Genomic DNA, 25318 nt, shown 5'->3' with positions numbered 1-25318 from the left:
TACTTAATTAGAAGCCCCTAAAATTAATCTTGCCTACTAGTAAATACGTCCTCCTTCATTAAGTTGTTCTTCATGCTTGGCAATAACCCAAATTGCATGAATACTACCGGGTAGCCAACCTAGAAATGTGAGCAAAATGTTAATAAACAAAGTTGGTCCAACTCCAACTGTCAGGAAAACGCCTAAAGGAGGCAGTAGCAAACCTAGAAGAAAACGAACTATTTTCATGATGTTACAACTTTGTGATTTTGTTTAATTTGAAGATGCCGAATGAGGAAATCCACCTTCGGATATTTATATTTGGAGTAGAGACGTGATCAGTAAGATTAGTATTTCTACTCCCTCTAATACTTATCTGGAAGGTAATTCATTTTGGCTTTTTACATCACCACTGCTGGTTAAAAGGTTTCTTTCAACAAAGTAGTTGTTAATGAAGGTGTTAGCAAAAGATAGAATTACTGGTCCTAGAATAAAACCAATAATTCCGTGAACTGAGAACCCAGGAACCAGCACTGCTGCTAACCAGAAACACAAACCATTGACGATGAGCGAAAATCCCCCAAATGTGACAAAGTTAAGTGGTAGAGAAAGAGTAGACAGAACTGGTTTAAATGAACCGTTAATTAGACCAACTACTAATCCGGCAATCAAAGCTGCTGGAAAATTAGCAATATTAACGCCTGGAACAATTAAATCAACAATCAACAGGCTCAAAGCTGTAGCTAGCGCGGTTAATAATGGAGTCAACATTGTTTTTACCTAAGAACTAAAGATATTTCGTTTGAAACCTCTTATCTCATCTTTAACTATTTGCTACGTTTTAACCTCTCTTGCAAGATAGAATTTACTTCTACCATTAGGTCTATGATTGAGAAAACTATCGCGGTTATAATATAGGCAATTGCCGTGATGTAATGTTTTTAAGGGTGCGTTATAGCGCTTCTCTGTTGAGTCCAATACAGACCTAACCCCCAACCCCAACCCTTGTAGCGTTGGGAAGTAAAATTCAAAGCCTCTCTTCTTTTAGGCTACGGTGTAGACACAAGTTATCCGATTACCCAAAAGTCCTCTAAAACCTCACACTGTCCTATCTTTAATCCCTCTCCTTACTAAGGAGAGGGACAGATTTTACTTCGTAAAACCAGGGTGAGGTATCTCAGTGGCTATGAGACTTAACCGTAAATTGCATTGCGTCATCAAAGACTTGTATGTACACCGTAGCTTCTTTTAGGAGAGAGGTAAAACTGTATTATATACAAACGAAAAGCGCTATAAATCAATACGGTTTAGTTAGCGCCAAAAACCTTAAACTGTGTAGGTTGGGGAAGCACTGCGCCCTTGCGGTTTCCCGACTTTAAGCAAGTGGCGTTTGAGGAAGGGCACAGCATTGCTGTGCCCCTACGATAGATGTGGTTCAAATACATGAAAACTGCTGTAATATCATGTCCGCTTGATTACTTATTAAACCCGAAGAACCCCACCCCGCCAAAGCTACGTTTTGTCTCCCCTCCCCGCCGGCGGGGAGGGGATTAAGGGGAGCCAGCGCTCAAAGGGGTCTCCCCAAGTGGAGCATCTGGCGTATGGGGTGCAATGACTATGCGAATCACAACTAATTAACCGGACATGATATAACCCAAGCGTATTCCGCTATAAACAAATTTAACGCACCCGACAAACTTAAGATTAGTTCACTGTCATAGTCCAACAATCACTCGGATTTTCCCGACTCAGGCTGATAGTAAAGGGCTGATTTATACAAGACTTGTTCTTGATGGGTTTCTAAAGTGCAATCAGATAAAAGGTAAGTTACACAAGTAACAATATAACCAGCCTGTATTTCGCTTGGACGCAGAAATTTTTGCTCACTTTGATCAACTTCACCGCTAATAAGTTTGGCGATACAAGCAGAACATTCGCCTTGTTTGCACCCAGATGGTAGGCGAATACCAGCTTCTTCTGCCATATCCAGAATATATTGATCATCTGGTACTTGAATGGTGCGATCTAACCCAAGTGTAGAATTGAGGAATCGAACTTGATAAACTGCCATCTGCTATTTTTAATTATTGTTTAACTGCTTTCATCGACAAACTAATCCGCTTGAGTTTCTCGTCGATTTCTAGCACCTGCACTTTAACTACTTGTCCAACTTTGACAACTTTGTTGGGATCGTCTACAAATCTATCAGCAAGTTGGGATATATGCACTAAACCATCTTGATGTACGCCGATATCAACGAACGCGCCGAAGTTGGCGACATTTGTCACGATTCCCTCTAGTTCCATTCCCACCTTTAAGTCCCTGATCTCCTTAATTCCTTCTTTGAAGGTGGCATACTTAAACTCAGCACGAGGATCTCTACCTGGTTTTTCCAGTTCGCTGAGGATGTCGCGTAGTGTGGGTTCGCCAACGCTATCGGTAACATATTTCTTCAGGTTGGTCTTTTTAAGTTTTTCAGCAATTTGTGTCACCTGATTTAATGGCACATTTAGATCAGATGCGATCGCTTCTACTACAGAATAACTCTCTGGATGCACTGCTGTATTATCTAATGGGTTGTCACCGCCGCGAATCCGCAGAAAACCTGCTGCTTGTTCAAAAGCCTTCGGCCCCAATTTGGGAACTTTCAAAAGTTGGCGGCGATTTTTAAAGGCTCCATACTGGTTACGATAGGCGACAATATTATTGGCAACTGTTGCCGTAATCCCAGAGACGGAAGTCAGAAGTTCTTTGGAGGCGGTGTTTAAATCTACGCCGACGTAATTAACGCAGCTTTCGATAGTGTCATCCAATTTCTTTTTCAACAACTTCTGATCGACATCGTGCTGATATTGTCCCACACCAATGGATTTGGGATCGATTTTCACCAGTTCCGCCAAAGGATCTTGCAAACGGCGACCGATGCTAATGGCACCGCGCACGGTAATATCTAAATCGGGAAATTCTTCTAACGCCACAGTACTCGCAGAATATATAGATGCGCCAGACTCATTCACCATCACCTTAACTGGTTTGCGTTCTATGGTTTGCAATAGTTGCGTCACAAACTCCTCTGTCTCGCGAGACGCTGTACCGTTACCGATGGCGATTAACTCAATTTTGTACTTTTCAATGAGATTTTTGACAGTTTGTGCTGCTTTGAGTCGTTGTTCAGCCGCTTGATGGGGAAATACCGCTTGGTATTCCAAAAATTTCCCAGTTTGGTCGAGGACTGCAACCTTACAACCAGTTCTAAATCCAGGGTCTATCGCCAGCGTTGGTTTCATTCCTGCGGGCGCAGACAGCAGTAACTCCCGCAGATTAGTTTCAAATGTCTTAATTGATTCCATGTCTGCGTAAACTTTATTCTCAGAAATTACTTCTCCCATGAGAGAGACTTTCATCAAACGATTGAATGCATCCTTCAACATCGCCTGATAAAAATCCCGAATTGTGCGGACTTTGGTTTTAATTTCTTTCGATTCAAGATAGTAAAGTATTGTATCCTCATCAAAAGCAATTTCAAAGCTTAATACTTTCTCAGTTTCACCCCGACACAACGCCAGCATATTGTGGGCTGCAATATTTTTTACCCTGATTTGATAGTTTCGGTACATCTCAAATTTGGTTGTACCTTCGGGATAATCATCTTTGATGCGGGAGACAAATACCCCTTCTTCTAGGAGATAGTCGCGGATATATGCGCGTAACTCAGCTTTTTCAGCTACTTCTTCCGCCAAAATATCAGCAGCACCTTTAAGCGCTTCTGCTGCTGTTTTTACTCCCTTGGTTTCCGAAATATACTTAGCCGCTTCTGACTCCAGGGAAGCCGTTACAGCATTTTTGACATTTAGCGACTTGATGAACTCCGCCAGTGGTTCGAGTCCTTTTTCTCTGGCGATGGTGGCGCGGGTGCGTCGCTTTGGTCGATAGGGTAAGTATAAATCCTCAAGTTCGGTTTTTTGTAAGCAGGATGAGATTTTGGCTTTGAGTTCATCTGTAAGTTTATCTTGTTGAGCGATCGCACTTAAAATCACCGATTTTCGTTCTTCCAGTTCTGTTAAATAAGTATATCGATCAGCCAGTTCACGTAGTTGCACTTCATTCATCTCATCGGTGCGCTCTTTGCGGTAACGTGCAATAAAGGGAATTGTTGCACCCTCCGCCAAAAGTTCCAGCGCGTTTTGCACCTGATGGGGTTTGAGGTTTATTTCAGTTGCGAGTAATTGAGGAATGTTCAGCATTGGGTGTCTAAAATGAAAATGCTACTACTAAAGGTAATATGCTAGTACAGCATGGCGGAAATAAACCCATCATTATGAACCTTGAAATCAATCATCATTTGCAGTCTTGAGAAATGGTAGGCGTATTTACACCGCACGCTACTAGACTAAACCCATGACGAAGTAACTCAGGATAACTGAGTCACAAGCTTTACACTCCAAAATTGAAAAATCACGGGATTAAGCAGATTGTGGTGTTGGTTTTTTGGGCTTTATAGTACTTTTTTTGACAGTAGGATAACGAATTGTACGAGTGCGAGTTTGACCTACTGTCAGGGAGTCAGGTCTGCTACTTCTTGATGATGGCATCTTTGCGATCGCGCTCAGACTGGAGGAAAAGACCCAAGCATCCTCCTTTTTCATCGGTCACCACCCAAGGATGATTAACGTAGGTCGATTGTATATACGACTCTCCTGGCTTTAAATCACGGTAGAATTTACGCTGACCTTGGTGGTCAATCCAAACAACTTTCACCACAGAACTGGTTTTGTTAATGAAGTTTATCTCACTGACAGCACCGCCTTCAACTGAACGAAGTGATTTTTCATTCTCACAACCTAGTTTTGGCAATTCATTGGCTCCAATGGGTGGAGAAGGCTCAATAGCCATCCAATTGATATACCAATTACGACTATTAGCCCATTCTGGTGTAAGTTCTTCTATCTTAGGCTTTGGAGTACTCTCTACGTAGCCTCTCTCCCATCTGATTTGTATACGAAAGCCTGTAGGGGAAGATTTGTAAACAGAACTAGCTCCAGTCGTTCCGTAATGATGTTTATCCCCAGCTATTGATGTTACATATATCGGTGTCTCAGCAAACCCAGCAGCACTAGTGTCAATCTCTACATAAATTGATAGCGGAACTTGATCATCTTTATGCTGTTGCCAATTTGTTGCACCTCGTTGGGTTCTTCCCGATACAATTTTGGTGCCATCGGTTCCATAGGTTATTGATATTTGACTTGTTGCGGATGTAGTTACCATGATTTTACTTTTGAAATTAGTGGATTCCGAAAATCAATGATGGCACTTTTTTTACGCAAAAAACAATTTATCACAATAGGGGTAAACCAGTTTCAGTAGATCTAAAAGTTTTCCAGAACCCTTAACAGCCGTTGATTTGAGTTGAGGAACACAATTTGTCACAATCCTCTTAGGGACTTCCAGAGAATAAAATATACATTTATAATAATGATAATCGTTATGAGAAAGGCTGCCAACGGCAGCCTTTCTCTCTTTTTTTTGTAGTAAATTATGATGATTCGATTTTTGGGTATCCAGAGATGTCTATACAATTAACGGATTCACTTTAATCCGTGTAGATAAACGATAATAGCATAGCGCAGCTATGCTGATGTCAGTTCGGTGGTTCAGATGGCGTCCGCCTAATAGACATAGGAGTGAAAATTAATTCTGCGTTGCTCGAAATCCTTGGCAGTGACAATTCATGAATTGTCCCTACGTCATTTTCACTCCTATGTCTAATAGACAAAGGAAAAGAAAATGAATGTAGAGACGTAGCAGTGCTACGTCTCTACAAGGGTTCTGGGTAACGCATATTTAATTTCTGGAGATGTCTACTCAACATAGAAGCGCTATATTCCAATTGGTGTAATATACAACGTTGCGTAATCTTGACTTTATATAATATTTATTTCAAACGACTGTTGTGGCTAAAACCTGATTGGATGTAGAATTAACCACAATTCCAATTTGTTTTATAACCACAATAGTTTTTTGTTCAGAGGTTACTAAAATGCCTTTGTTTTTCTTGATACCACTGTGTACGGCTTTAGCTACTGGCTACTTATTTAAAAAGAGTACTGATGAAATTGCATATCTTGCAGGTGTATTTGCAGCTATTAGCTTGATTTTAAGCTTAGTATTAGCACCCTGGCAGATTCAGTTTGGATTGTTAATCATTGTCTTAATTATTACTAACAGGCTTTTGCAGGAAAATGAGTTAAAACAAACTCAAGCCACAAGAAAACAATTTAGAGAAATTAAATAATACCAACTACCACTCAATAATTTTTTCTTAACTTTAAACTGCTGGAAATTATCAGACACCTAACCCAGGAATATCTTTAAACACGGAAGTTGATAACGTTTTATGGGAAATTCTTCTGTATGAGTATGGTTTTGACCAGTTTCTACTTGCTTTTGAAATGAAATATTTCCTAATAATGGCAAACTTGATCTTCTCCTTCAGCCCATAAACGCTATGGTTAGGTATTGTTGAGATTTTCCATCTGTAAGGCGAAGCCAACTTTTAAAAGTATACTTACAATCAATCGTAGTATCAAATAAACTTTGATGAGAGAATTCAGAAATAGGCTCTTCCAACTTACTTAGTGTCTGAATTAGCTCTCAACTAAATTATGTCTGAGATATCTGGATTTGAAAAATTTCGTAGATAAATAAAAAACTATTCAGAACTATTCAGACTCTTGGTTGCATTTATAACTTGTGCTGCAAATAATGTATTTCTGTACTACAATTTGCCACTGTTTACACTGTTGTTCAAATTGAAATTCTGCTTTCTCAAACTCTTAGCTTTGCACTTCTAGAGTCTGAGACTAAATCGCTACTTCTGCAAGTTTCTTAGCCAGAAAGTGCTTCATAAATGCACAAATCCTTAAAAATGAAAATTCATCTAGAGGAAAGTTTAGATTTGATGAAGTTTCTGTTTAAGTATATTTTCGGTAAATGAATTTTTGATGAAGTGAGGCGATAAATTTGCAACATGCTTTTCTCATGGTATTCTAGTAGGTAATTACATGTAATAATAAAGTTAAAGTAAACCTGTAGTTAAAATTTCATGTAATTAAGAACAAGTTAAGCCAACCTAATACTAAGTAATGTAAAAACATCTCAAATCAGATGCAATCAACATTAACTGCGAGTTGATCACCCAACGCTAGTTTATATTAGCCGTTAGTGTGATTAAAAATTCAATTTGGACATTCAGTAAAATTCCCCAGAAACCTGTAAAGCGCATTCCTGTAGACTGATTTATCTATGGTTTCCGCAGCCAAGCAGACTTCTGTAATTTGTTGTGTTTAAATGTCCTTGAGTACAAATTTTTATGAATCGGCTTAGTTCTCAGCCGAGGTTACAGATATGTTTGTGAGCCTAGATCAATTGTATGGTATCATAGCAAATTTGTGGCAAAATCCGCAACCTTCACTATATCTGTATCCTTTATAACCTAGATATTGCGATCGCGCCAAAAGTAGTCTTGAAGCATAACTGGCTAACACAGAAGGTTTCTGTAATTCACAGTTGGTCTAAAGAAAGCCTAAATTGATTATGCCAATTGCCAAGAAGAAAACTGGTTTGTCTGGGATTATAACTCAGTGAACAAATTTAGCGTATTCTACTCTGAATAATATCGGACGCTTCCATAATACAGGTACTATTATCCAACCTGGATAATATTTAGTTGCTAACTCTAGGACATGAGCTTCACCAGTCATTTTGATATCAGTCCCTTCAACATAGCCTCCCTAATTTTGTTGTCTATTTACTGAAGTGGAAGTCGAATTGTACAGAAGGTGTTACCGAGATCGGAAACGTTCAAAACAACGAACTGTTTACTGTTCGGTTCATACCTACTATCTCGATTGAGGTAAATATATTAGAAAATCTATGTCGCAAATTTCCGACTTTAAAATACTTCCTTATATCATCCTGTTTGTCAGTATTTTATTTAGTATTTCTGGGCAATTGCTGATGAAGCATACTATGATTAATACAAATGAGGAATTATTTACTTGGGTATTTATTCAAAAATTAACATTAGCTGTTAGTGTTTATTGCTTGGGAGTAGTAAATTGGATATTTGCTCTGCGTTCTGTAAAATTGAGTATTGCTTATCCACTCACTAGTTTAAATTATGTCGGCATACTTTTCGGTTCATACTACTTTTTTAATGAGGTGATTACAGTAACTCGAATAGCAGGAGTCATCACTATTTTTCTGGGTGTTATTTTAGTGGCTATTCCCATTAAAAAGTCTATATAAATTTATTATAGTAAATTCCACAAAAAGTATTGACAAATGAACATCATTACTTGGCTAATTTTAATGCTTGTAGTTTTATTTGGAACAACAGCTAACGTATCACTCAAGTATGGACTTTACATTTATAGTCCTACTAAGGGAGAAAGCACATCTATCAAAAATCTATTATTCTCTCGTTATTTTTTGATTTGGTTTATCTGTTATACATTTATGACTATATTGTGGCTTTATGTATTGCGGACAATTCCTCTAAGTCAAGCATTTCCAGTTCTCGGACTAATGTATGCACTTATACCAATTACTTCTCACTATCTTTTAAAAGAGGAGGTTATGTTTAGGCAGTGGTTAGGAATTTCCATTATTATAACTGGCGTAATTCTGGTTGTACATTAAGAGCTAAAACTGCAATTCTTGAGGTTATTAATATTAAATGCCTCTGAAATATAAATCTCAAAAGTATCCTTACAAAAATATAAATTTATGAATATAGGCATTATTGGCGGGGGTATAACTGGGCTAGTATTAGCCCAACGTCTTTCACATCAAGGACATATAGTAACTGTATTCGATAGCAACAAGCAGCTTGGTGGACTTACTACCTATCATGATTACGGATTATTTACCTGGGATCGCTTTTATCACGTTATCCTACCTTCTGATACTCACTTAATCAATTTTCTCAGAGATATTGGTCTTGGAGAGAAACTGCGTTGGCATCGAAGTTTAACAGGTTTTTACGACAATCAAAAATTTTATTCTATTAGTAATACTATCGAATTTCTGCGATTTCCTCTGTTTGGACTTATAGGTAAAATCAGATTAGCTTTTACTCTTCTGTATGGTTCACGCCTTAATAACTGGCCCCGCTTAGAGAAGATTTTAGTTGAAGATTGGCTATTGAAACTCGGTGGTAAAAACACATACGAAAAGCTCTGGAAACCCTTGCTTCTATCCAAATTAGGAGAGAATTATAAGCGAATATCAGCCGTTTTTATCTGGGCTTATATTAAACGACTATTTTCAGCGCGAGATTCTTCATTAAATAAAGAACAACTTGGTTATGTCTCAGGTAGTTACAAAACTGTTTTTGACCAGATAGAAAAATTAATTTACGCGGCTGGCGGTCATATCCACACAGGTGTTGCGGTGGAATATATCGCTCCTCATCCAGGGGGTGGAATCTGGGTAGAATCTCAGGGTAAAAAGGAACATTTTGATAAAGTCATTTTTACTGGGTCAGTTAATATTTTGCAACAGGTTGCTGCCAATGAACTGGTGAAAGTTTCAGACACAGGTGAAACAGTAGAATACCTGGGTGTAATCTGCATGGTACTTATTACTCGTAAGGCTCTAGTTCCTTATTACGTAGTAAATATTGCCGATAGAAATATTCCCTTTACCGGAGTTATCGGTATGAGTAACTTAGTTTCTTTACAGGAAACGGCAGGATATCACATGACATTCTTACCAAAATATATACTTTCCACTAACCCGTTATTAAAACAGCCAGATGATGAATTGCGCCAAGTATTTTTCCAGGGTATACGTTTGATGTTCCCAGAACTCAAAGCAGATGATATTGTGGCAGCACACATTAATCGAGCGATTAAAGTACAGCCACTACAAGTTTTAGATTATTCAAGTCTTGTTCCGAAAGTGAGTACTGAAAACGATGATTTTTTCGTCGTCAATACCTCACAGTTGGTCAACGATAGCGTTAACAACAACGCAGTTGTACGACAAGTCGATGAATTTCTCAAAAAATCAACATTACTGAATTATTGAAATTCAAGTAATGGTATTTTATTTTAAAAATAATACGAGGTCTTTATGAGTATTTTTGTTCTTTTACCCGCATACAACGAGCAAGAATCAATTCGTCCCTTGTTCAAAAGGTTTCAGACATTGCAGCAAATCTTTAATATGGAGATAGAACTGATTCTTGTTGATGATGGCAGTAGTGATACAACTGCTAAAACTGCTTTAGAAGAATCTCAATCACTGGGGATATTACTGAAATTAGTACAACATCCCAAAAATGCTGGTTTAGGTCAAGCAATCAAAACAGGTTTCGCAACCTTCTTAGAAATTTCTCAAGAAGGCGATTTTTTAGCCGCGATGGATTGCGACAACACTCAACCACCAGAACTATTAATCAAGATGTATGACACCATGATAGCTGGTAGCTATGATATTGCGATCGCATCTAGATATCGAAAAGGCTCTAAAGTCATAGGCTTATCAACATTTAGGGAGCTGATGAGTTATGGAGCCAGCTGGCTTTTTAGAATTGCAGCCTGTGTACCAGGTGTAAGAGACTACACTTGTGGTTACAGGCTGTATAACCGTACTTTCGTCACTACACTAGATATGTATTATGGTGACAGTTTATTTACTGAAAGTGGATTTGCTTGTATGATAGATTTACTGCTGAAAGCCAAAGTACTCAAACCAAAAATCATAGAAGTTCCAATGGTTTTGAGATACGATCAAAAGCCGACTGCCAGCAAAATGAAAGTTATTAAAACTATTACTCGAATACTAAAGCTCCTGTTGAAGAATCTATCATCTACAGGGCAAACTTCCAATTTAGCTCAGACTTTTAATGAGCAAGAAACAACAAGAGTTCCACTGAAAATGGCAAATCGTAAATAAACCTTAGAATAAATAGGGTTTTGCACAAAATTAAGTGGATGGAAAAATGTTTATCCCAATGATGTCATTCTAGCTATGAGCAAGGCAGAAATCAAAAATAAGTTTGATGAAATTGTTGCTTTTGCCAATATATGTAGATATTGCTTCCTATACTTTAATAAATTGGAAGACAGTCTAAGACTGCCTTCCAATTATGTATGAAGGTTTTAACTTTCTGGCTTGCTGATTCTCTGCGTCTAAAACACTACACCCAGTATTGCAACTGATTCTCTAAACATTCTCTTGATTTATTACCAGGGTGCAACTATGCCATAGATAATTTGAATATTTTGCTTCATGCCAAGGTCAGTAACAGCGACAAGATATTGTAACAAGGCATCAACATCCTTAATAGCTTTAGCAAATTGCTTCAGAAATTATTTCGAGAAGATTATCCCCACACACGAGCCTCAGATTCTCTGGTATTTATGGGTTAAATTCTCTTGGCTCACACACATAAGGAGATACATCCGTAATCATTCGGAAGGGGGAGTTAAGACGTGCTTCTAAATAGCCGAGTACCGTGGCACGCGGTGTTTTACTGCTCAAAGAATGTAGTGCCTTAGGACTATTGAGATATCCCCCTAGTATGGTTTCTGAGACATTGGCTTGGGGACATAGGTCAATTACATAAACATCTGTATCGGGATAACGGTGAGCATATTCAGCAGCAGCCATAAAGCAAAGAAAGCTCTTTCCCACACCACCTTTGTTGTTCCAAAAAGCATACGAACTCATTTGTTATGTTCCTTTTATAGGTAAAACAGTGCCTGCGGATATTAGCAATGCTGTAGAACTTTTACCCCTATTGTCGCAAAATGAAACTGTATTCTATCTCGACTCTACATGATAGCGATCGCTCTCGAAAGGGCGTTACTTACAATATTTCACTGACCTTTAAGGGGGGAGTGAGTCTCCCAGGTGAGGAAACCCCTACTACTTAATTGCCGACTCTGGCTTTCGCTCATTTGTTAGACTGAACACACTACGATTTTTCAGTCAAATCTCTGAATTACGCCAGCAGACGAGGCTACCCATGCTTACAAGTACGCTACTTCTCTCGAATCAACTTCCCACCTTACAATATTCCTCCACACCAGAGCGTTTCGATGAAACCTGGGAAGCCCCCCTGGCTACCCTCTTGGGACTAGGACGCGCCGCTGGCGCTGACTTCATAGAATTATTCTTAGAGCGTCGCAACTATATTAGTTGTCTTGCAGAAGACGACTCCATCACCAGTATTTCACCCAGTCTGTCTACAGGTGCGGGAGTCAGAGTATTTCGCGGCAAAGCTGACTGTTATGTCAGTACCAATGACCTTTCGTTTTCCGGTTTGAAATCAGCCTTAGAAAAAGGTCTTTCTATCCTGGGATTGCAATTACCTGCTCCTAAAGCTTTCATCCCAGAAATCAACCTGGAATTATTGAGAGATTACGCCACCAAAAGAGGTAAAGATGCATGGCTACCAGTGTGTAGCTCCATCCGCGAAATGGGAGAAGTCCTCCTTGATGGTACTGCCCACCTGAAGCAAAAAGCTAGCCACGTCCAATCGCGCCGTGCTACCTATTTCCGGGATTGGCAAGAAGTTTTAATCGCCGCCAGTGACGGCACTTTTGCCCGTGATATTCGCCTCACCCAATCAGTAGGATTTAACCTGTTGTGTGCCGATGGTGCTAATCGTACCTCAATAGGCGATCGCGCTGGTAATACCAGCGATGCCAACTTCTTGAGAACTTGGGATTCTCAACAAGCTGCTGAGAAAATAGCAGAATCTGCTGGAAAAATGCTCTATGCAGATTACGTGGAATCGGGTACTTATCCCATCATTATGGCCAATCACTTTGGCGGCGTAATTTTCCACGAAGCTTGCGGACACTTGCTAGAAACCACTCAAATTGAACGCAATACCACTCCCTTTGCTGACAAAAAAGGCGAAAAAATTGCCCACGAAAGTCTGACAGCCTGGGATGAAGGGCGCTCAGAAAATGCCTTCGGGACAATTGACATGGATGACGAAGGTATGCCGGCTCAAAGAACCCTATTAATTGAAAAAGGCGTTCTCAAAAACTTCTTAGCAGATAGAACAGGTTCTGCACGCACCGGACACCCCAGAACTGGAAGTGGACGTCGCCAAAATTATACCTTTGCTGCTGCTAGCCGGATGCGTAATACTTATATCGATTCTGGCGAATACACCACTGAAGAATTATTTGCCTCTGTTGATAAAGGTATTTACTGTAAAAAGATGGGTGGTGGTAGTGTTGGTGCTACAGGTCAATTTAACTTTAGTGTTGATGAAGCTTACTTGGTTGAAAATGGCAAAATCACCAAACCTTTAAAGGGAGCAATTCTCATCGGTGAAGCCAAGGAAATTATGAATAAAATTTCCATGTGTTCCCAAGATTTGGAACTTGCACCAGGTTTTTGTGGCTCTGTGAGTGGGAGTATTTACACCACAGTCGGACAACCCCACATCAAGGTCGATTCCATTACCGTAGGTGGACGATAAGAATTTTAGATTTTAGATTTTGGATTTTGGTGAAGCAGCGCGGTCTTAGGGGTTTCCCCCATGAGCGACTGCCGAACCCGAAGGGATTGTGAATGAGCAAGAGTTTAAGGCTAGAACAAAGCAGCTGGCATTACGAGTTATTCGTCTAGTTGAGCAACTGCCACAAACTAGAATTGCTGATGTCATTGGCAAACAGTTGTTACGTTCAGCAACTTCAGTTGGTGCTAATTATCGAGCAGCCTGTTGAGCTAAATCAACAGCTGATTTAATTGCCAAACTCGGTATCGTGGAAGAAGAAACTGATGAAACGCTTTACTGGTTTGAGCTTCTGATTGAATCATGATTAATGACAGCAGAAAAACTAAAAAGCCTAATGTAAGAAGCTACCGAAATTCTAGCTATGACTGTTGCATCAATAAAAACACCACGAGAAAAATATAAGTCATAACATCCAAAATCCAAAATCTAATATCCAAAATGGAATCGCTTCCAATCCAAAATCTAAAATCCAAAATCTAAAATTGACTATGCCGAATATCAATGAGATTGCAAATTCTGCCAAGGACAATGCTGATAAGCTTGGTATTAAGAAATTCGACATTTATGGCTCAACAGTAGATGATACTAGCGTGCAAGTAGACCAAGGTGAGCAAAAACAAGTCAAAGCCTCAAATCGCTCTGGTGTTACTGTTCGTGTCTGGAATGAAGATAATACAATGGGTGTCACCAGCACCACAGATGTAGATTCCAAGGGATTGGAATTAGCTTTGAAAACTGCCTACGAAGCCAGTTTCTTTGGTGTTAAGGAAAATGTTCCTGATTTTAGTCCCGAAGCTACTGTTCCTATTCCAAATAAACCTCAAGATAAGACACCCCAAGCACCTGTTGCTGAACTCATAGAAAGATTATTGGTAGCTGAAAAAGAATTACTCGCAGCTCATCCAGCAATTAAAGGTGTGCCTTATAATGGTTTATCGCAAAGAGATATTGACAGGTTTTATCTCAATAGCGACGGTGCAGTGAGAACTGAATCTCACTCATTAGCATCAGTTTATCTTTACACCAAAACTGAGGAAGAAGGGAAAAAACCGCGTAGTGCAGGCGCTTTTAGAATCAACCAAAGTTTAGATAATCTAGACATCAATGGTTGCATCAAAGAAACCGCCGATAAAACTATCAGTCACTTGAATTATGAAAAAATCAAAACTGGTAAATATCGAGTTGTTTTCTCTGCGGAAGCTTTCTTAAGTCTGTTGGGTGCTTTTTCTAACTTGTTCAACGCCCAAAGTATTTTGGACAATCAAAGCCTATCTACTCCTGATGATTTAGGTAAGGAAATTGCTTCTCCTCTGCTTTCAGTTTTTGATGATGCACTGCACCCAGCTAACGTTGGTGCAGAAACTTTTGATGGTGAAGGAACTCCGACTCGTCAGATTTCGCTGATTGAAAATGGTGTTTTAACAAGCTTTCTTCATAGTGCAGGCACTGCTAAAAGGTTAAATGGCCAGCCAACAGGTAATGCCAGTATTGGTGCAAAAGTCAGCGTCAGTCCCAATTTTTATCACGTTTTTACAACAGCAACTCCTGAGCAAGAGTTTAGCTTAGAAACTGCTGAAAATGTGATTTTTATCGATGATTTACAGGCTCTCCATGCTGGAGTTAAATCCTTGCAAGGTTCGTTTTCTTTGCCGTTTGATGGTTGGCTAGTTAATAAGGGTGTCAGGACAAGTATTGAGTCAGCAACAGTTGCTGGTGATTTCTTGGAACTCTTAAAGTCAATTATTTATGTAGAGAAAGAAGCGGAGTTAACGCCAGGGGGAGTATGCCCGAAAATCTGGGTTAATGAACTGTCGATTACTGGTGAATAAAACTTAGCAAGTGCAGAGTTAGGAGTTGAATATATAGCGGTTCTCAGTTGAGTCAGGTACAAGAACGCCACCCCCAACCCCCTCCCCGCTCTTCGAGAGGGGGCTATGATGTACCTTATATGATTAGGAAACGCTATAACTCTTAACTCATCATTAGTATTCACCACCGATGCTAATGGCAGTATTAAATACATGAGCACCGCTTAAATCAATATTAGCCAAAACTGCGCCATCTACGTCAGTATTATATAAACGGGAATTACTCAAATTAACGTTGGTAAGATTGGCATTATTTAAGATAGTATCGCTGACGAATGCTTTTGTGAGATTAGCAGACTTCAAATTAGCACCAGTTAAATCGGCACCTTCTAAGTTAGCACCTTCGAGATTAGCTCCTTTTAAATTTGCGTTTCTCAGGTCAACACCTATGAGATGAGCGCCTTTGAGGTTTGCTCCTGTTAAATTACATCCGGAACATTCTCTAGTTTCGAGCAAGCGCCGGACAGGGGCGGAGTTTTCTGCTTTGACGGGGATGGGAGCAGCTAAACATAGCGTGCTGAGTATGGCTGCTGCCGTCAAAAAAATTCGTTTCATATTTACCTCCGACACTTCTAGAAGTCATCTAGAAGTCATGAAATTCTTAACTTCTACGATACCAGTGTGCCAAGATTACAGAATTCTGTCCTCATGCGATCGGAGGAATATATAATTTCTATGAGATTAGGTATTCTTCCGTAAGGTAGTCCGATGGGACTAATATTAAAAGAGATTATATTAAGCCTTGCCGCTACCTAATAGGTACAGCAGCGCCATACGAACGGCTACACCACTGGTAACTTGTGATTGAATGAGACTGAATTCCGGGTCATCCATCAATTCAGAACTAATTTCAACACCACGGTTAACTGGGCCTGGATGCAAAACTTTGACGTTAGGTTTACAAAGTTGCAGCTTTGTGCGTGTAATGCCAAATAACTGATGATATTCTCGCAAACTTGGCAGTAAATGAGCCGTCATGCGTTCCTTTTGTAGGCGCAAAGTCATGACAAAATCGGCATCTTGTAAAGCTGGTTCTAGTTGCCAATGTAGAAATAGTTGGGGAAGGTGGGGTCCCCTCTGGGGATAAGGGGTAATGGGGGATGAGGGAGATGAGAGAATTAATTTGTCTCCTCCTGCTCCCTGCTCTTTGCCCCCTACTTCCTCCGAGATATACTCGGCAAATAACTTGGGTAAGAGGGTGGGTGGTGCTGCTAGATGCACTTCGGCACCACTGGCAATTAAACTCCAGATATTCGATCGCGCCACACGAGAATGGAGAATATCCCCAACAATGGCAATCTTTTTACCCTTTAAAAGATCCAGTCGGGGGTGATCTGGGTCAATTAGAGTACAAATGGTAAATAAATCTAGCAATGCTTGGGAAGGATGCTCATGTTGACCATCACCAGCATTGAGGACACTAACTTTTACACCGAGACGATCCATTTCAGCCGCGATCGCATTCGGTACTCCTGCCTCTCGATGGCGGACTACCATAATATCAGTTCCCATGGCCAAATAGGTTTTCGCCGTGTCCAGAATTGTCTCTCCCTTAGTCATAGAAGAAGTGGCTGCGGCGAAGTTCAGCGTATCTGCACTTAAGCGTTTGGCAGCGATTTCAAAACTGCTACGAGTTCGGGTAGAGGGTTCAAAAAATAAATTCGCCACCACCTGTCCCTGTAAGGTTGGTACTTTCTTCGTCCGCCGTGATAGCACCTCTTCAAAACTGGCAGCAGTTTGCAAAACTGTATCATATTCAGTGGTAGTGAAGTCCGCTAGGGAAAGAATGTGATGACGATTCCAGGTGTTAGTAGGCATAAATAGTAATCAGTTTCCTGTATAGAGATCCGAGCGTAGACGCAAAGCGGCTTGTCGTCAGACATCGCGTCTCTACAGCTTTTTAATTTACATATGCAGAGGAAATGATATCATCTGTGTTCTATCAAATTAGCTACCTGTCTAAAGTAGAGGTAGAGGTTTAGTCTTCCCTATTGGCAGCGCATGGGTGTAACGCAACTAGAATTTCGTGGAGCGGAATTAATTATGACTGCTTTAACTTTACAATTACCTCCTAATCTCAAATTTACGGATGAGGAATTTGAGCAGATTGTTGCTGTGAATAAAGAGTTGCGTTTGGAATTAACTGCTGAAGGAGAATTGGTAATCATGTCACCCACTGGAGGAGAAACGGGAAACCGTAATTTTGATTTGTTAGGTCAACTATGGTTTTGGAACAGTCAAAAAAATTTAGGAAAAGCCTTTGATTCTTCCACTGGTTTTAAACTTCCCAATGGTGCAACTCGTTCTCCTGATGCTTCTTGGCTGAAGATGGAACGGTGGGATGCTCTCACACCACAACAAAGAAAAAAATATCTCCCCTTGTGTCCTGACTTTGCAGTAGAATTGGTTTCCGAAACTGATGATGTGGAAGACACTCAAGCCAAGATGCTGGAATACTTAGCTTCGGGATTATTACTTGGTTGGTTAATTAATCCCAAAGAGAAACAAGTAATAATTTATCGTCCAAATCTTGCACCAGAAGTTTTACAATCTCCTACAAGTTTATCTGGTGAAGATGTTCTCCCTGGTTTTATTTTAAATTTACAGCCGATTTTTGCGTAGATGAATCGTTATGGTCATTGACGATTGATTATAATAAAACCCTTACGGGGCAAGGGTTTTAACAAATAAAAAATTATGCTCTTTTTTTCAATTAGACGTTTTTCAGCTTATTAACTTGGTAAATGAAAAACATTTAAAGCACAAGAAATCAGGGTAAGGAACGTTAAAAAACCAATTGTATCTAGCATTGTAGTCACCAACGGCCCACTAACCAAGGCCGGGTCAAGCTTCAGTCGTTTCAAACCCATTGGCAGTAAAGTGCCGAGTGTAACAGCCATAATTGTATTAGTTGCCATTACGATTCCGGCAATTAAAGCCACCCATCGCTCTTGAGGTCGCGCCCAAATTAAGGAAAGCATAATCATCGTTGTGGCTAAAACTACGGCTGTGGCTAAACCAGCTAAAAGTTCTTTACGGAGAATTTTCAAGGTATCTTTCGGTGTTACCTCGCCCACCCCTAAGCTGCGGATTGTTACCGTTAATGATTGAATACCAACAGTACCACCAGTGTTAGAAAATATTGGCATGATAACTGCTAAAACTGGCACTGCGGCAATTACAGATTGAAAAGGCGCGATCGCACTGGCTGCACCAATATACAGTGCCATGATGCCCAATAGCCAAGGCAAGCGGTTGCGGATGGTGAGTAGAGGAGAGGACAAAGCTGTTTCATCACCACTCACACCCGCCAGTTTTTGAATATCTTCTGTGGCTTCCTCTTCCAAAATATCCATGACATCATCAATGGTGACAATGCCTACCAATCGGTCTTCTCGGTCAACCACGGGGATAGCGATTAAGTCATAGCGCTGCATGATTCGCGCCACTTCTTCTTGAGGAGTTTCAGTTGTCACCTTAATGACGCGATCGCTAGCAATATCGCCGATGGAAACATCGGGAAAGGTAAACAATAACTGGCGCAGTGAAACTACTCTCACCAGCGTCCGGTTGTCATCTGTGACGTAAGCGTAGTAAATTGTTTCCTTGTCTTGGTCCTGACGGCGGATTTTGCTTAGGGCTTCGCCTACAGTCAATCCTTCTCGCAACCTGACATATTCAGTTGTCATCACCCGCCCAGCAGTACCTTCTGGATAGCCGAGAATCGTTGCTGTTGCTTGCCTTTGTTCTGGACTCAGTTCTTGCAATAGCCGTTTGATTACCCCAGCAGGTAGTTCATCAAACAATTCTGCCCGTTCGTCGGGACTCATCGCTTCTACAAGTTGCACTACTTGCACATCATGCAGAGAATTAATTAGTTCTTCCTGCACCTCTGTGGGCAGATATTCAAATACATCAATTGCCTGAGCTTTGTTGAGTAAACGGAATGCGATCGCGCGTTGTTTTTCAGGTAATTGTGTAATGTATTCTCCCACATCCACAGGTTGTAAGCGATTTAAATCCCATTTCAACTGGTTTAAATCGGTAGTATCAGTCAGTAAATCCCGAATATCCTGTGTGAGCATGATATATATCTCCTAAGTCTCCCCCGCGCTGGGAGGCTTCCTCGCCAGCTCAGAGGAGGTTGATACTGCCATCTTGTGGACTATGGTCCATAAAATTTCAACAATTCAATATCGATATCTAATTCAAGGCATCGCTAGTCATCATCCTAACCTGGAATAGCCCTCTCCTAATAGATACTAAGAGTTTTAGTCGCTTGGACATGGTGGTAAACCAAACTTTTCATTACCTCGTTTAATAATTGAATTTACCTAAAAATACCGTTTACTCACCTTTGAGGCAGCAAAAGCGAAAATTCTCCGAAATATTGAGATACGAAGATGTAAATAACTTTATCCTTTTAAACAAGGATATGTTAAGACAATACGAGATAATTGCACTACCAGGTTATGCCCATAGATTTACGGGAATTTTATCAGGCTAGCGATCCGAGCAGAACTCTGTTTGTCAATAATAGCTCTGATGGCAAGTATTACATAGATTTTTCCTCGGTACGAGGTGGTGATATTCTTGGCAAGCTGAAGCAGAAGATTACTTTTTTTAAGCCCAATGAACCCACTTGCACTTTATTTACTGGGCATATTGGTTGTGGAAAATCGACAGAATTACTACGGTTACAGGCAGAACTGGAAAAGTTAGGCTTCCATGTCGTCTATTTTGAGTCCAGTGAAGACCTGGAAATGACTGATGTCGATATTGCTGATGTGCTGCTGGCGATCGCTCGTCGTGTGAGTCAAAGTCTGGATAAAATTACCCTGGAGGCACCCAACAAGTTTAATGAGTTGCTCCAAGGTGCTTGGAAGGTCTTAAACTCCGAGGTAACGGGAGTAAAAGTTAAGGTTCCAAATGTCGGCGATTTTGGTGTCAGTTCAGAAAAAGAAAAGTTGTCTCTGTCTGTGGGCATTGGTGAAATCACTACAAAGATAAAAAATGACTCAACCCTGCGAGAAAAACTCAATCAGTATTTGGCACCGCAAAAAACTAAGCTGCTGGAAGCGATTAATCAAGAATTATTAGAACCTGCGATCGCTAAACTCAAACAGCAGGGTAAAAATGGTCTGGTGGTAATTGTCGATAATCTTGACCGCATAGATAATCGTGTCAAATCTTGGGGTCGTCCGCAGCAAGAATATTTATTTGTCGATCAGGGTGAGTTTTTGACGAAGCTTAATTGTCATCTACTCTACACCATGCCCTTGGCTTTGAAGTTTTCCAATGATTACGGAATGCTGACTCAGCGTTTCCCAGAAGATCCCAAGGTGTTGCCAATGGTACCTGTACAAAGGACTGATGGCAGTGTTCATCTAGAGGGAATGGCACTCATGCAGCAGATGGTATTAGCGAGAGCTTTTCCTGACTTGACACCAGAGGAACGTTTAAGTAAAATTACCGAGATTTTTGATAGTGCTGCTAGCCTAGAGCGGTTATGTAAAATGAGCGGTGGTCATGTGCGGGACGTGCTGAGGCTGCTAAATACCTGGATTATGGAAGAAATGAGTCTTCCCCTAACCCGTGAAACCTTAGAGCAAGTTATTCGTTCTCGACGGAATGAAATAATATTACCGATTTCTGATAAAGAGTGGCAATTGTTACGTCATGTCAAGGAAAGGAAAAAGGTGAGTGATGACCACGGATATCAAAAACTGATCCGCAGTCGGTTTGTATTTGAATATCGGGATGGTGGCGAGTCTTGGTTTGATGTTAATCCCGTTTTGGCTGAGGCGAGTGAGTTGCAGTGATTATTGTAGAGACGGCGATTCATCGCGTCTCTTGCTTTATGAAGAAATTGAAAATTTAGAGATTGTAATTTCCGAACAGGATGAGATATGAAAACAATCCAAGAGTTAAAGACTCGTATTAAAGAAGTCAGTAAACAAGCTGTTGAATTTAGTAAAAAAGCATCTGAAGTGTGCTTAAGTGACCGTCAGCAAGCCAAGTATTTTAGACAACAAGCAAGAGAAGCTAGCAAACGCACTCAAATATTGATACAGGAGTTAAAACGCCAGGAAGTTTAATTTTGTAGTCTACTTAACGCGAAATGGGCGAATTCTATTCGCCCAGGTTCTTTTAATCCAAAATCCAAAATCCAAAATTGGTATGACAGACTCGCAATTACCAGAAGATGACCATGTAAACAGCGATGTCTACGACGGGCTTCGCCTACACTCTTTGCAACAATTAGCTTGGGCGATTGAGTCCTCTGTGGGACAGTTTAAGCTGATTTTGGCACGGTGTAATTATGCTAGCCTCCGCGATCGCTTAATCACCAAATTGCGGGAAATTTGTCAAGTCGAAATTCGTGTCTTGGCGGTGCAGCAATCTCACAGGACTCTTTATACTGCGATTCAGTCAGAATTCGGCGAAGAAATACCAGCCTGTGTAATGGTTGTCGGTTTGGAATCAGTGCAGAATTTGTCTGTGATGTTAACTTCTGCTAATCAGGTGCGGGAAGAGTTTCGCAAGAATTTTGCTTTTCCCTTAGTGTTGTGGATTGACGATGAAATCTACAAGCAGCTAATACAGCTTGCACCAGATTTGGAAAGTTGGGCAACTACGAGAAATTTTGCCATATCAACACAGGAATTGGTAGATTTTATCAGCGAAACGGCTAATCAATGGTTTACTAATAACTTAAAATTTAGCGTCGATGTATATATCAAACTGGGAAATGAGTTAGAAGCGGCGCGAAGATATTTACTCAATCAGCCAGATGTTTATAATTTAGAAACTCAAGCTAATTTAGAATCTTTATTAGGTTTTATCAAACAGATAAATAATCACAAAAATTCGGCGCTACAGCATTATCACAAAGCTTTAGAGCTTTGGCAGCAAAGTAATAATTTAGAACGACAGGTAAAAGTCCTCGGTGAGATTGGCTTTTGTTGTTATCTCAAAGCTTTTAAACATCAAGATATTAATCATCCAGATTGGCAAGCAACTTGGCATTATATTCAAGAGTATATAAATTTTATTTATCAGTTCAGAAGTCAAGATTTAATTGCTAATGCAGTAGTGAAATTTGGTGATATCTTGCGAGACTTGCAAAAGTGGAAAACGTTGCAGAGTCTTTCAGAACAAGCTTTAGTAATACATCAAACTAACAACCAGCTTAGGGAATTAGCCAAGGACTACGGTTTTTTAGCTGAGGTGGCTTTGGCTCAAAATAACTGGGTGAAAGCAAATCAGTTAGTTCAGCAAGCCTTAGAAGTTTTTGCCCTGATTCCCAATCTAGAATCAGCGAATATATCAGGGGTTTTATCTGATATTCCTGAAAGGGTTTTCAAATCAAAAGATTTGAGCTTATATCAATTTATCTTAGGTCGTTCTCAATACCATTTAGGTCAAACTCAAGAGGCGACTCTCAGCTTAGAAACTGCTAGGGATGAGGGGAATCCCCTAGAAGATGTCAGGCTTTACTTGGATATTCTCAGGTTTTTGCAGCAGCTTTACTTTGAGCAGAAAGAATATCTCAAAGCATACAAAATCAAACAGCAACGGCGTTCTATTGAACAGCAATTCGGCTTGCGGGCTTTTATTGGTGCGGGTAGGTTAGAAGCTACAAAACAGGCATTTGTAGAGACATTGCGCTCAAACTCTCCACAAGGAAATATTGCCCCAGAAATTGCTGCATCTGGTCGCCTATTGGATGTAGAATGTTTAATTAAATACATGGGTCGCCCTGATAAAAAGTTGATAGTAATTCATGGGCAATCGGGTGTAGGCAAAAGTTCTCTGGTGAATGCGGGACTGGTACCAGCTTTAAAGAATAAAGCGATCGGTACTCAAGATTATTTACCAGTGGTAATGCGCGTTTACACCAACTGGGTGGAAGAGTTGGGGAGGCTTTTGGGAAGAGATAGGGGAGATGAAAGGGATCAGGGGGATGAGGGAGGGTCAGAAGGTCAAAGTCGAGCCTCAGAAGGTCAAAGTCGAGCCTCAGAAGGTCAACGTTCAGCCTCAGAAGGTCAACGTTCAGCCTCAGAAGGTCAAAGTCGAGCCTCAGAAGGTCAACATCGAGCCTCAGAAGGTCAACGTTCAGCCTCAGAAGGTCAACGTTCAGCCTCAGAAGGTCAACATCGAGCCTCAGAAGGTCAAAGTCGAGCCTCTGAACTCGAAACTCCGCAATATAGCGGTTCTGACTTCGGTGCAATCCCGTCGCAACCTCACCCCGTATTTGCTGACGCAAACACTCCCCTCTCCTTGGTAAGCAGAGGGGTTAGAGAACCGCAATATTTAATATCCAGGCTTAAAGAAAACGAACAGCGCAACCTCCGCACGGTGTTAATTTTTGATCAATTTGAGGAATTTTTCTTTGTTTACACCGAACCTGCACAACGGAAGCAATTCTTTGAGTTTCTGGGAGAGTGTCTGAATGTTCTATCGGTAAAAGTTATCTTATCGCTGCGGGTGGATTACATCCATTACTTGCTGGAGTGCAATGATTTGCCCAGTCTGAAGATTATTGGCAATGACATTCTCAGTAATAATGTGCTTTACAAGTTGGGGAATTTCTCACCTGCTGATGCGAAGTCAATTATTCAGCGTTTAACTGCAAATACTAGTTTTCGCTTAGAGGATGTTTTAGTTGAACAACTGGTGCAAGATTTAGCCGGGGAATTGGGCGAAGTTCGTCCCATTGAGTTGCAGGTTGTGGGGGCACAACTGCAAACGGAGAATATTAGAACTCTGGCAGAATATCGGCAGCTTGGCACTAAAGACGAATTGGTTAAGCGTTATTTGGATGAAGTTATTAATGATTGTGGTGAAGAAAATCAGCAAGCAGCAAACATATTACTGTATTTGCTGACGGATGAAAAAGGAACTCGCCCGTTAAAGACTCGTGCTGAGTTGGAACGCGATTTACAGGAGTACTTCTCGGTTAGTAGTTTTCATCTCTCGGAGATCCCCCCAACCTCCCTTAAAAAGCAGGGCTTTATTCTCTTCACCCCTTTTTTAAGGGGGTCAACCCAGGCGGGGGGATCAGAAATTAGGGAGGATAAAGCTTTTGATATCAGCAAATTAGATTTGATTGTAGAAATTTTTGTCCAATCGGGCTTGGTGGTTTTGCTACCAGATAACCCAGCTGACCGTTATCAACTGGTACACGACTACATCGCCGCCTTTATCCGCCAGCAACAAGAACCGAAGTTAAAGCAGGTAATGGCGGAACTGGAAAAAGAACGAGAACAAAGAAAACTGAGTGACGCAAAACTCAATGGCTTTCTCAAACGCGCCCTTTTTGGTTCAGTTGCAGCCGGAGTAGTCTTAGCTGGACTAACAGTTACAGCCTGGGATGCAGCACAAAGGGCAGAAAAGGAAACAAAACAAGCTGCAATCAGTGAAATCAACGCCCTTGCTAACTCTTCAGCCACCTTTTCTGCCTCTGGGCAAATCTGGGAGGCATTGACAGAAGGCTTAAAAGCAGGCGGAAAACTGAAAAACGCAGGTGAGGTAGCAGTAGATACCCAGACGCGGGTTGTAGGAACATTGCGGAAAGCTGTGTACTTACAACCAGAGAACAAATTCCAAGAACTGAATACATTAGAAGGTCATCGCAGTTCGGTCAATAGCGTGGTGTTCAGCCCCGATGGGAAAAGGCTGGCTTCAGCAAGTTATGACAAGACCATCAAACTCTGGGATGCAGCCACAGGCAAACCTCTGCAAACCCTGAGTGGACATAGCAGTTGGGTCAATAGCGTGGTGTTCAGCCCCGATGGGAAAAGGCTGGCTTCAGCTAGTGGTGACAAGACCATCAAACTCTGGGATGCAGCCACAGGCAAACCTCTGCAAACCCTGAGTGGACATAGCAGTTGGGTCAATAGCGTGGTGTTCAGCC

The 25318-nt window shown here is 40.8% G+C and carries 21 protein-coding genes; 12 read left to right on the top strand and 9 right to left on the bottom strand.

Features of this window, described 5'->3' with window-relative positions; translation table 11 throughout:
• Positions 1-36: 36 nt before the first annotated feature.
• The 5 genes from V7K36_RS20695 to V7K36_RS20675 all read right to left on the bottom strand — a co-directional run bounded on the left by V7K36_RS20695 (position 37) and on the right by V7K36_RS20675 (position 5247).
• Positions 37-228 carry a YqaE/Pmp3 family membrane protein gene (locus tag V7K36_RS20695; RefSeq protein ID WP_334823577.1) on the bottom strand — a complete coding sequence of 64 codons (192 nt, stop codon included), beginning with the start codon at positions 226-228 and terminating at the stop codon, positions 37-39.
• 123 nt (positions 229-351) lie between these two features.
• Positions 352-750: a phage holin family protein gene (locus V7K36_RS20690; RefSeq protein WP_335118817.1), complete on the bottom strand. Its 399-nt coding sequence runs from the start codon at positions 748-750 to the stop codon at positions 352-354.
• A gap of 958 nt (positions 751-1708) precedes the next feature.
• The gene (locus tag V7K36_RS20685) at positions 1709-2050 is read right to left on the bottom strand and encodes a 2Fe-2S iron-sulfur cluster-binding protein (protein ID WP_335118815.1); all 342 of its coding nucleotides are present in this window, start codon (positions 2048-2050) and stop codon (positions 1709-1711) included.
• A gap of 13 nt (positions 2051-2063) precedes the next feature.
• Positions 2064-4223 (bottom strand): Tex family protein, encoded by a 2160-nt coding sequence (locus V7K36_RS20680; RefSeq protein ID WP_335118813.1) that lies wholly within the window; start codon positions 4221-4223, stop codon positions 2064-2066.
• Positions 4224-4551: 328 nt separating this feature from the next.
• Complete coding sequence (locus V7K36_RS20675; protein WP_335118811.1) at positions 4552-5247, bottom strand: VHL beta domain-containing protein; 696 nt, start codon at positions 5245-5247, stop codon at positions 4552-4554.
• Positions 5248-6019: 772 nt separating this feature from the next.
• On the opposite strand from V7K36_RS20675, the gene V7K36_RS20670 reads away from it, so the two are divergent.
• The 5 genes from V7K36_RS20670 (at position 6020) to V7K36_RS20650 (ending at position 10944) form a co-directional block, all read left to right on the top strand.
• The gene (locus tag V7K36_RS20670) at positions 6020-6274 is read left to right on the top strand and encodes a hypothetical protein (protein WP_335118809.1); all 255 of its coding nucleotides are present in this window, start codon (positions 6020-6022) and stop codon (positions 6272-6274) included.
• A 1640-nt stretch (positions 6275-7914) separates the two neighbouring features.
• Positions 7915-8289: an EamA family transporter gene (locus V7K36_RS20665; protein ID WP_335118807.1), complete on the top strand. Its 375-nt coding sequence runs from the start codon at positions 7915-7917 to the stop codon at positions 8287-8289.
• A gap of 36 nt (positions 8290-8325) precedes the next feature.
• The gene (locus tag V7K36_RS20660; RefSeq protein ID WP_335118805.1) at positions 8326-8682 is read left to right on the top strand and encodes an EamA family transporter; all 357 of its coding nucleotides are present in this window, start codon (positions 8326-8328) and stop codon (positions 8680-8682) included.
• 87 nt (positions 8683-8769) lie between these two features.
• Positions 8770-10074 carry an NAD(P)/FAD-dependent oxidoreductase gene (locus tag V7K36_RS20655; RefSeq protein ID WP_335118803.1) on the top strand — a complete coding sequence of 435 codons (1305 nt, stop codon included), beginning with the start codon at positions 8770-8772 and terminating at the stop codon, positions 10072-10074.
• A gap of 45 nt (positions 10075-10119) precedes the next feature.
• Positions 10120-10944, top strand: a complete 825-nt coding sequence (locus V7K36_RS20650) for a glycosyltransferase family 2 protein (protein WP_335118801.1) — start codon at positions 10120-10122, stop codon at positions 10942-10944.
• Between the two features lie 465 nt (positions 10945-11409).
• On the opposite strand, the gene V7K36_RS20645 is transcribed toward V7K36_RS20650, so the two are convergent.
• Complete coding sequence (locus tag V7K36_RS20645; protein ID WP_335118799.1) at positions 11410-11721, bottom strand: ParA family protein; 312 nt, start codon at positions 11719-11721, stop codon at positions 11410-11412.
• 298 nt (positions 11722-12019) lie between these two features.
• On the opposite strand from V7K36_RS20645, the gene V7K36_RS20640 reads away from it, so the two are divergent.
• The 3 genes from V7K36_RS20640 (at position 12020) to V7K36_RS20630 (ending at position 15360) form a co-directional block, all read left to right on the top strand.
• Complete coding sequence (locus V7K36_RS20640) at positions 12020-13492, top strand: TldD/PmbA family protein (protein WP_335118797.1); 1473 nt, start codon at positions 12020-12022, stop codon at positions 13490-13492.
• A gap of 88 nt (positions 13493-13580) precedes the next feature.
• Complete coding sequence (locus V7K36_RS20635; protein ID WP_335118794.1) at positions 13581-13739, top strand: four helix bundle protein; 159 nt, start codon at positions 13581-13583, stop codon at positions 13737-13739.
• A 280-nt stretch (positions 13740-14019) separates the two neighbouring features.
• Positions 14020-15360: a TldD/PmbA family protein gene (locus tag V7K36_RS20630; RefSeq protein WP_335118792.1), complete on the top strand. Its 1341-nt coding sequence runs from the start codon at positions 14020-14022 to the stop codon at positions 15358-15360.
• 153 nt (positions 15361-15513) lie between these two features.
• On the opposite strand, the gene V7K36_RS20625 is transcribed toward V7K36_RS20630, so the two are convergent.
• Together V7K36_RS20625 and V7K36_RS20620 are read right to left on the bottom strand one after the other, a co-directional pair.
• Positions 15514-15954, bottom strand: a complete 441-nt coding sequence (locus V7K36_RS20625; protein WP_335118790.1) for a pentapeptide repeat-containing protein — start codon at positions 15952-15954, stop codon at positions 15514-15516.
• A 180-nt stretch (positions 15955-16134) separates the two neighbouring features.
• Entirely contained in the window at positions 16135-17217 is a 1083-nt protein-coding gene (locus V7K36_RS20620) for an aspartate carbamoyltransferase catalytic subunit (RefSeq protein ID WP_335118788.1), read from the bottom strand.
• Positions 17218-17442: 225 nt separating this feature from the next.
• On the opposite strand from V7K36_RS20620, the gene V7K36_RS20615 reads away from it, so the two are divergent.
• Positions 17443-18021, top strand: coding sequence for a Uma2 family endonuclease (locus tag V7K36_RS20615; RefSeq protein WP_335118786.1), 579 nt, complete (start codon positions 17443-17445; stop codon positions 18019-18021).
• Between the two features lie 110 nt (positions 18022-18131).
• Here V7K36_RS20615 and mgtE read toward each other — a convergent pair whose 3' ends face one another.
• On the bottom strand, positions 18132-19484 hold the full coding sequence (mgtE, locus tag V7K36_RS20610) for a magnesium transporter (protein ID WP_335118784.1): 1353 nt from the start codon (positions 19482-19484) through the stop codon (positions 18132-18134).
• 387 nt (positions 19485-19871) lie between these two features.
• Here mgtE and V7K36_RS20605 point away from each other — a divergent pair, with 387 nt between their 5' ends.
• The 3 genes from V7K36_RS20605 to V7K36_RS20595 form a co-directional block, all read left to right on the top strand.
• On the top strand, positions 19872-21221 hold the full coding sequence (locus tag V7K36_RS20605) for an ATP-binding protein (RefSeq protein ID WP_335118782.1): 1350 nt from the start codon (positions 19872-19874) through the stop codon (positions 21219-21221).
• A gap of 87 nt (positions 21222-21308) precedes the next feature.
• Positions 21309-21497: a hypothetical protein gene (locus tag V7K36_RS20600; RefSeq protein ID WP_335118780.1), complete on the top strand. Its 189-nt coding sequence runs from the start codon at positions 21309-21311 to the stop codon at positions 21495-21497.
• Positions 21498-21579: 82 nt separating this feature from the next.
• The coding region (locus V7K36_RS20595; protein WP_335118778.1) for an nSTAND1 domain-containing NTPase at positions 21580-25318 on the top strand (3739 nt) is incomplete at its 3' end.

Source organism: Nostoc sp., assembly GCF_036919555.1.
In the GTDB taxonomy this organism is placed as follows: Bacteria; Cyanobacteriota; Cyanobacteriia; order Cyanobacteriales; family Nostocaceae; genus Nostoc.
Note: the sequence above shows the minus strand (reverse complement) of the source record. Positions and strands in the feature narration are given on the sequence as shown.

What these genes read in the sequence shown, in the direction of transcription:
- V7K36_RS20625 (WP_335118790.1), bottom strand. Translation starts at nt 15,954, where the DNA reads ATGAAACGAATTTTTTTGACGGCAGCAGCCATACTCAGCACGCTATGT.
- V7K36_RS20615 (WP_335118786.1), top strand. Translation starts at nt 17,443, where the DNA reads ATGACTGCTTTAACTTTACAATTACCTCCTAATCTCAAATTTACGGAT.
- V7K36_RS20690 (WP_335118817.1), bottom strand. Translation starts at nt 750, where the DNA reads ATGTTGACTCCATTATTAACCGCGCTAGCTACAGCTTTGAGCCTGTTG.
- V7K36_RS20645 (WP_335118799.1), bottom strand. Translation starts at nt 11,721, where the DNA reads ATGAGTTCGTATGCTTTTTGGAACAACAAAGGTGGTGTGGGAAAGAGC.
- V7K36_RS20620 (WP_335118788.1), bottom strand. Translation starts at nt 17,217, where the DNA reads ATGCCTACTAACACCTGGAATCGTCATCACATTCTTTCCCTAGCGGAC.
- V7K36_RS20600 (WP_335118780.1), top strand. Translation starts at nt 21,309, where the DNA reads ATGAAAACAATCCAAGAGTTAAAGACTCGTATTAAAGAAGTCAGTAAA.
- V7K36_RS20665 (WP_335118807.1), top strand. Translation starts at nt 7,915, where the DNA reads ATGTCGCAAATTTCCGACTTTAAAATACTTCCTTATATCATCCTGTTT.
- V7K36_RS20670 (WP_335118809.1), top strand. Translation starts at nt 6,020, where the DNA reads ATGCCTTTGTTTTTCTTGATACCACTGTGTACGGCTTTAGCTACTGGC.
- mgtE (WP_335118784.1), bottom strand. Translation starts at nt 19,484, where the DNA reads ATGCTCACACAGGATATTCGGGATTTACTGACTGATACTACCGATTTA.
- V7K36_RS20660 (WP_335118805.1), top strand. Translation starts at nt 8,326, where the DNA reads ATGAACATCATTACTTGGCTAATTTTAATGCTTGTAGTTTTATTTGGA.
- V7K36_RS20605 (WP_335118782.1), top strand. Translation starts at nt 19,872, where the DNA reads ATGCCCATAGATTTACGGGAATTTTATCAGGCTAGCGATCCGAGCAGA.
- V7K36_RS20675 (WP_335118811.1), bottom strand. Translation starts at nt 5,247, where the DNA reads ATGGTAACTACATCCGCAACAAGTCAAATATCAATAACCTATGGAACC.
- V7K36_RS20640 (WP_335118797.1), top strand. Translation starts at nt 12,020, where the DNA reads ATGCTTACAAGTACGCTACTTCTCTCGAATCAACTTCCCACCTTACAA.
- V7K36_RS20680 (WP_335118813.1), bottom strand. Translation starts at nt 4,223, where the DNA reads ATGCTGAACATTCCTCAATTACTCGCAACTGAAATAAACCTCAAACCC.
- V7K36_RS20655 (WP_335118803.1), top strand. Translation starts at nt 8,770, where the DNA reads ATGAATATAGGCATTATTGGCGGGGGTATAACTGGGCTAGTATTAGCC.
- V7K36_RS20650 (WP_335118801.1), top strand. Translation starts at nt 10,120, where the DNA reads ATGAGTATTTTTGTTCTTTTACCCGCATACAACGAGCAAGAATCAATT.
- V7K36_RS20685 (WP_335118815.1), bottom strand. Translation starts at nt 2,050, where the DNA reads ATGGCAGTTTATCAAGTTCGATTCCTCAATTCTACACTTGGGTTAGAT.
- V7K36_RS20630 (WP_335118792.1), top strand. Translation starts at nt 14,020, where the DNA reads ATGCCGAATATCAATGAGATTGCAAATTCTGCCAAGGACAATGCTGAT.
- V7K36_RS20695 (WP_334823577.1), bottom strand. Translation starts at nt 228, where the DNA reads ATGAAAATAGTTCGTTTTCTTCTAGGTTTGCTACTGCCTCCTTTAGGC.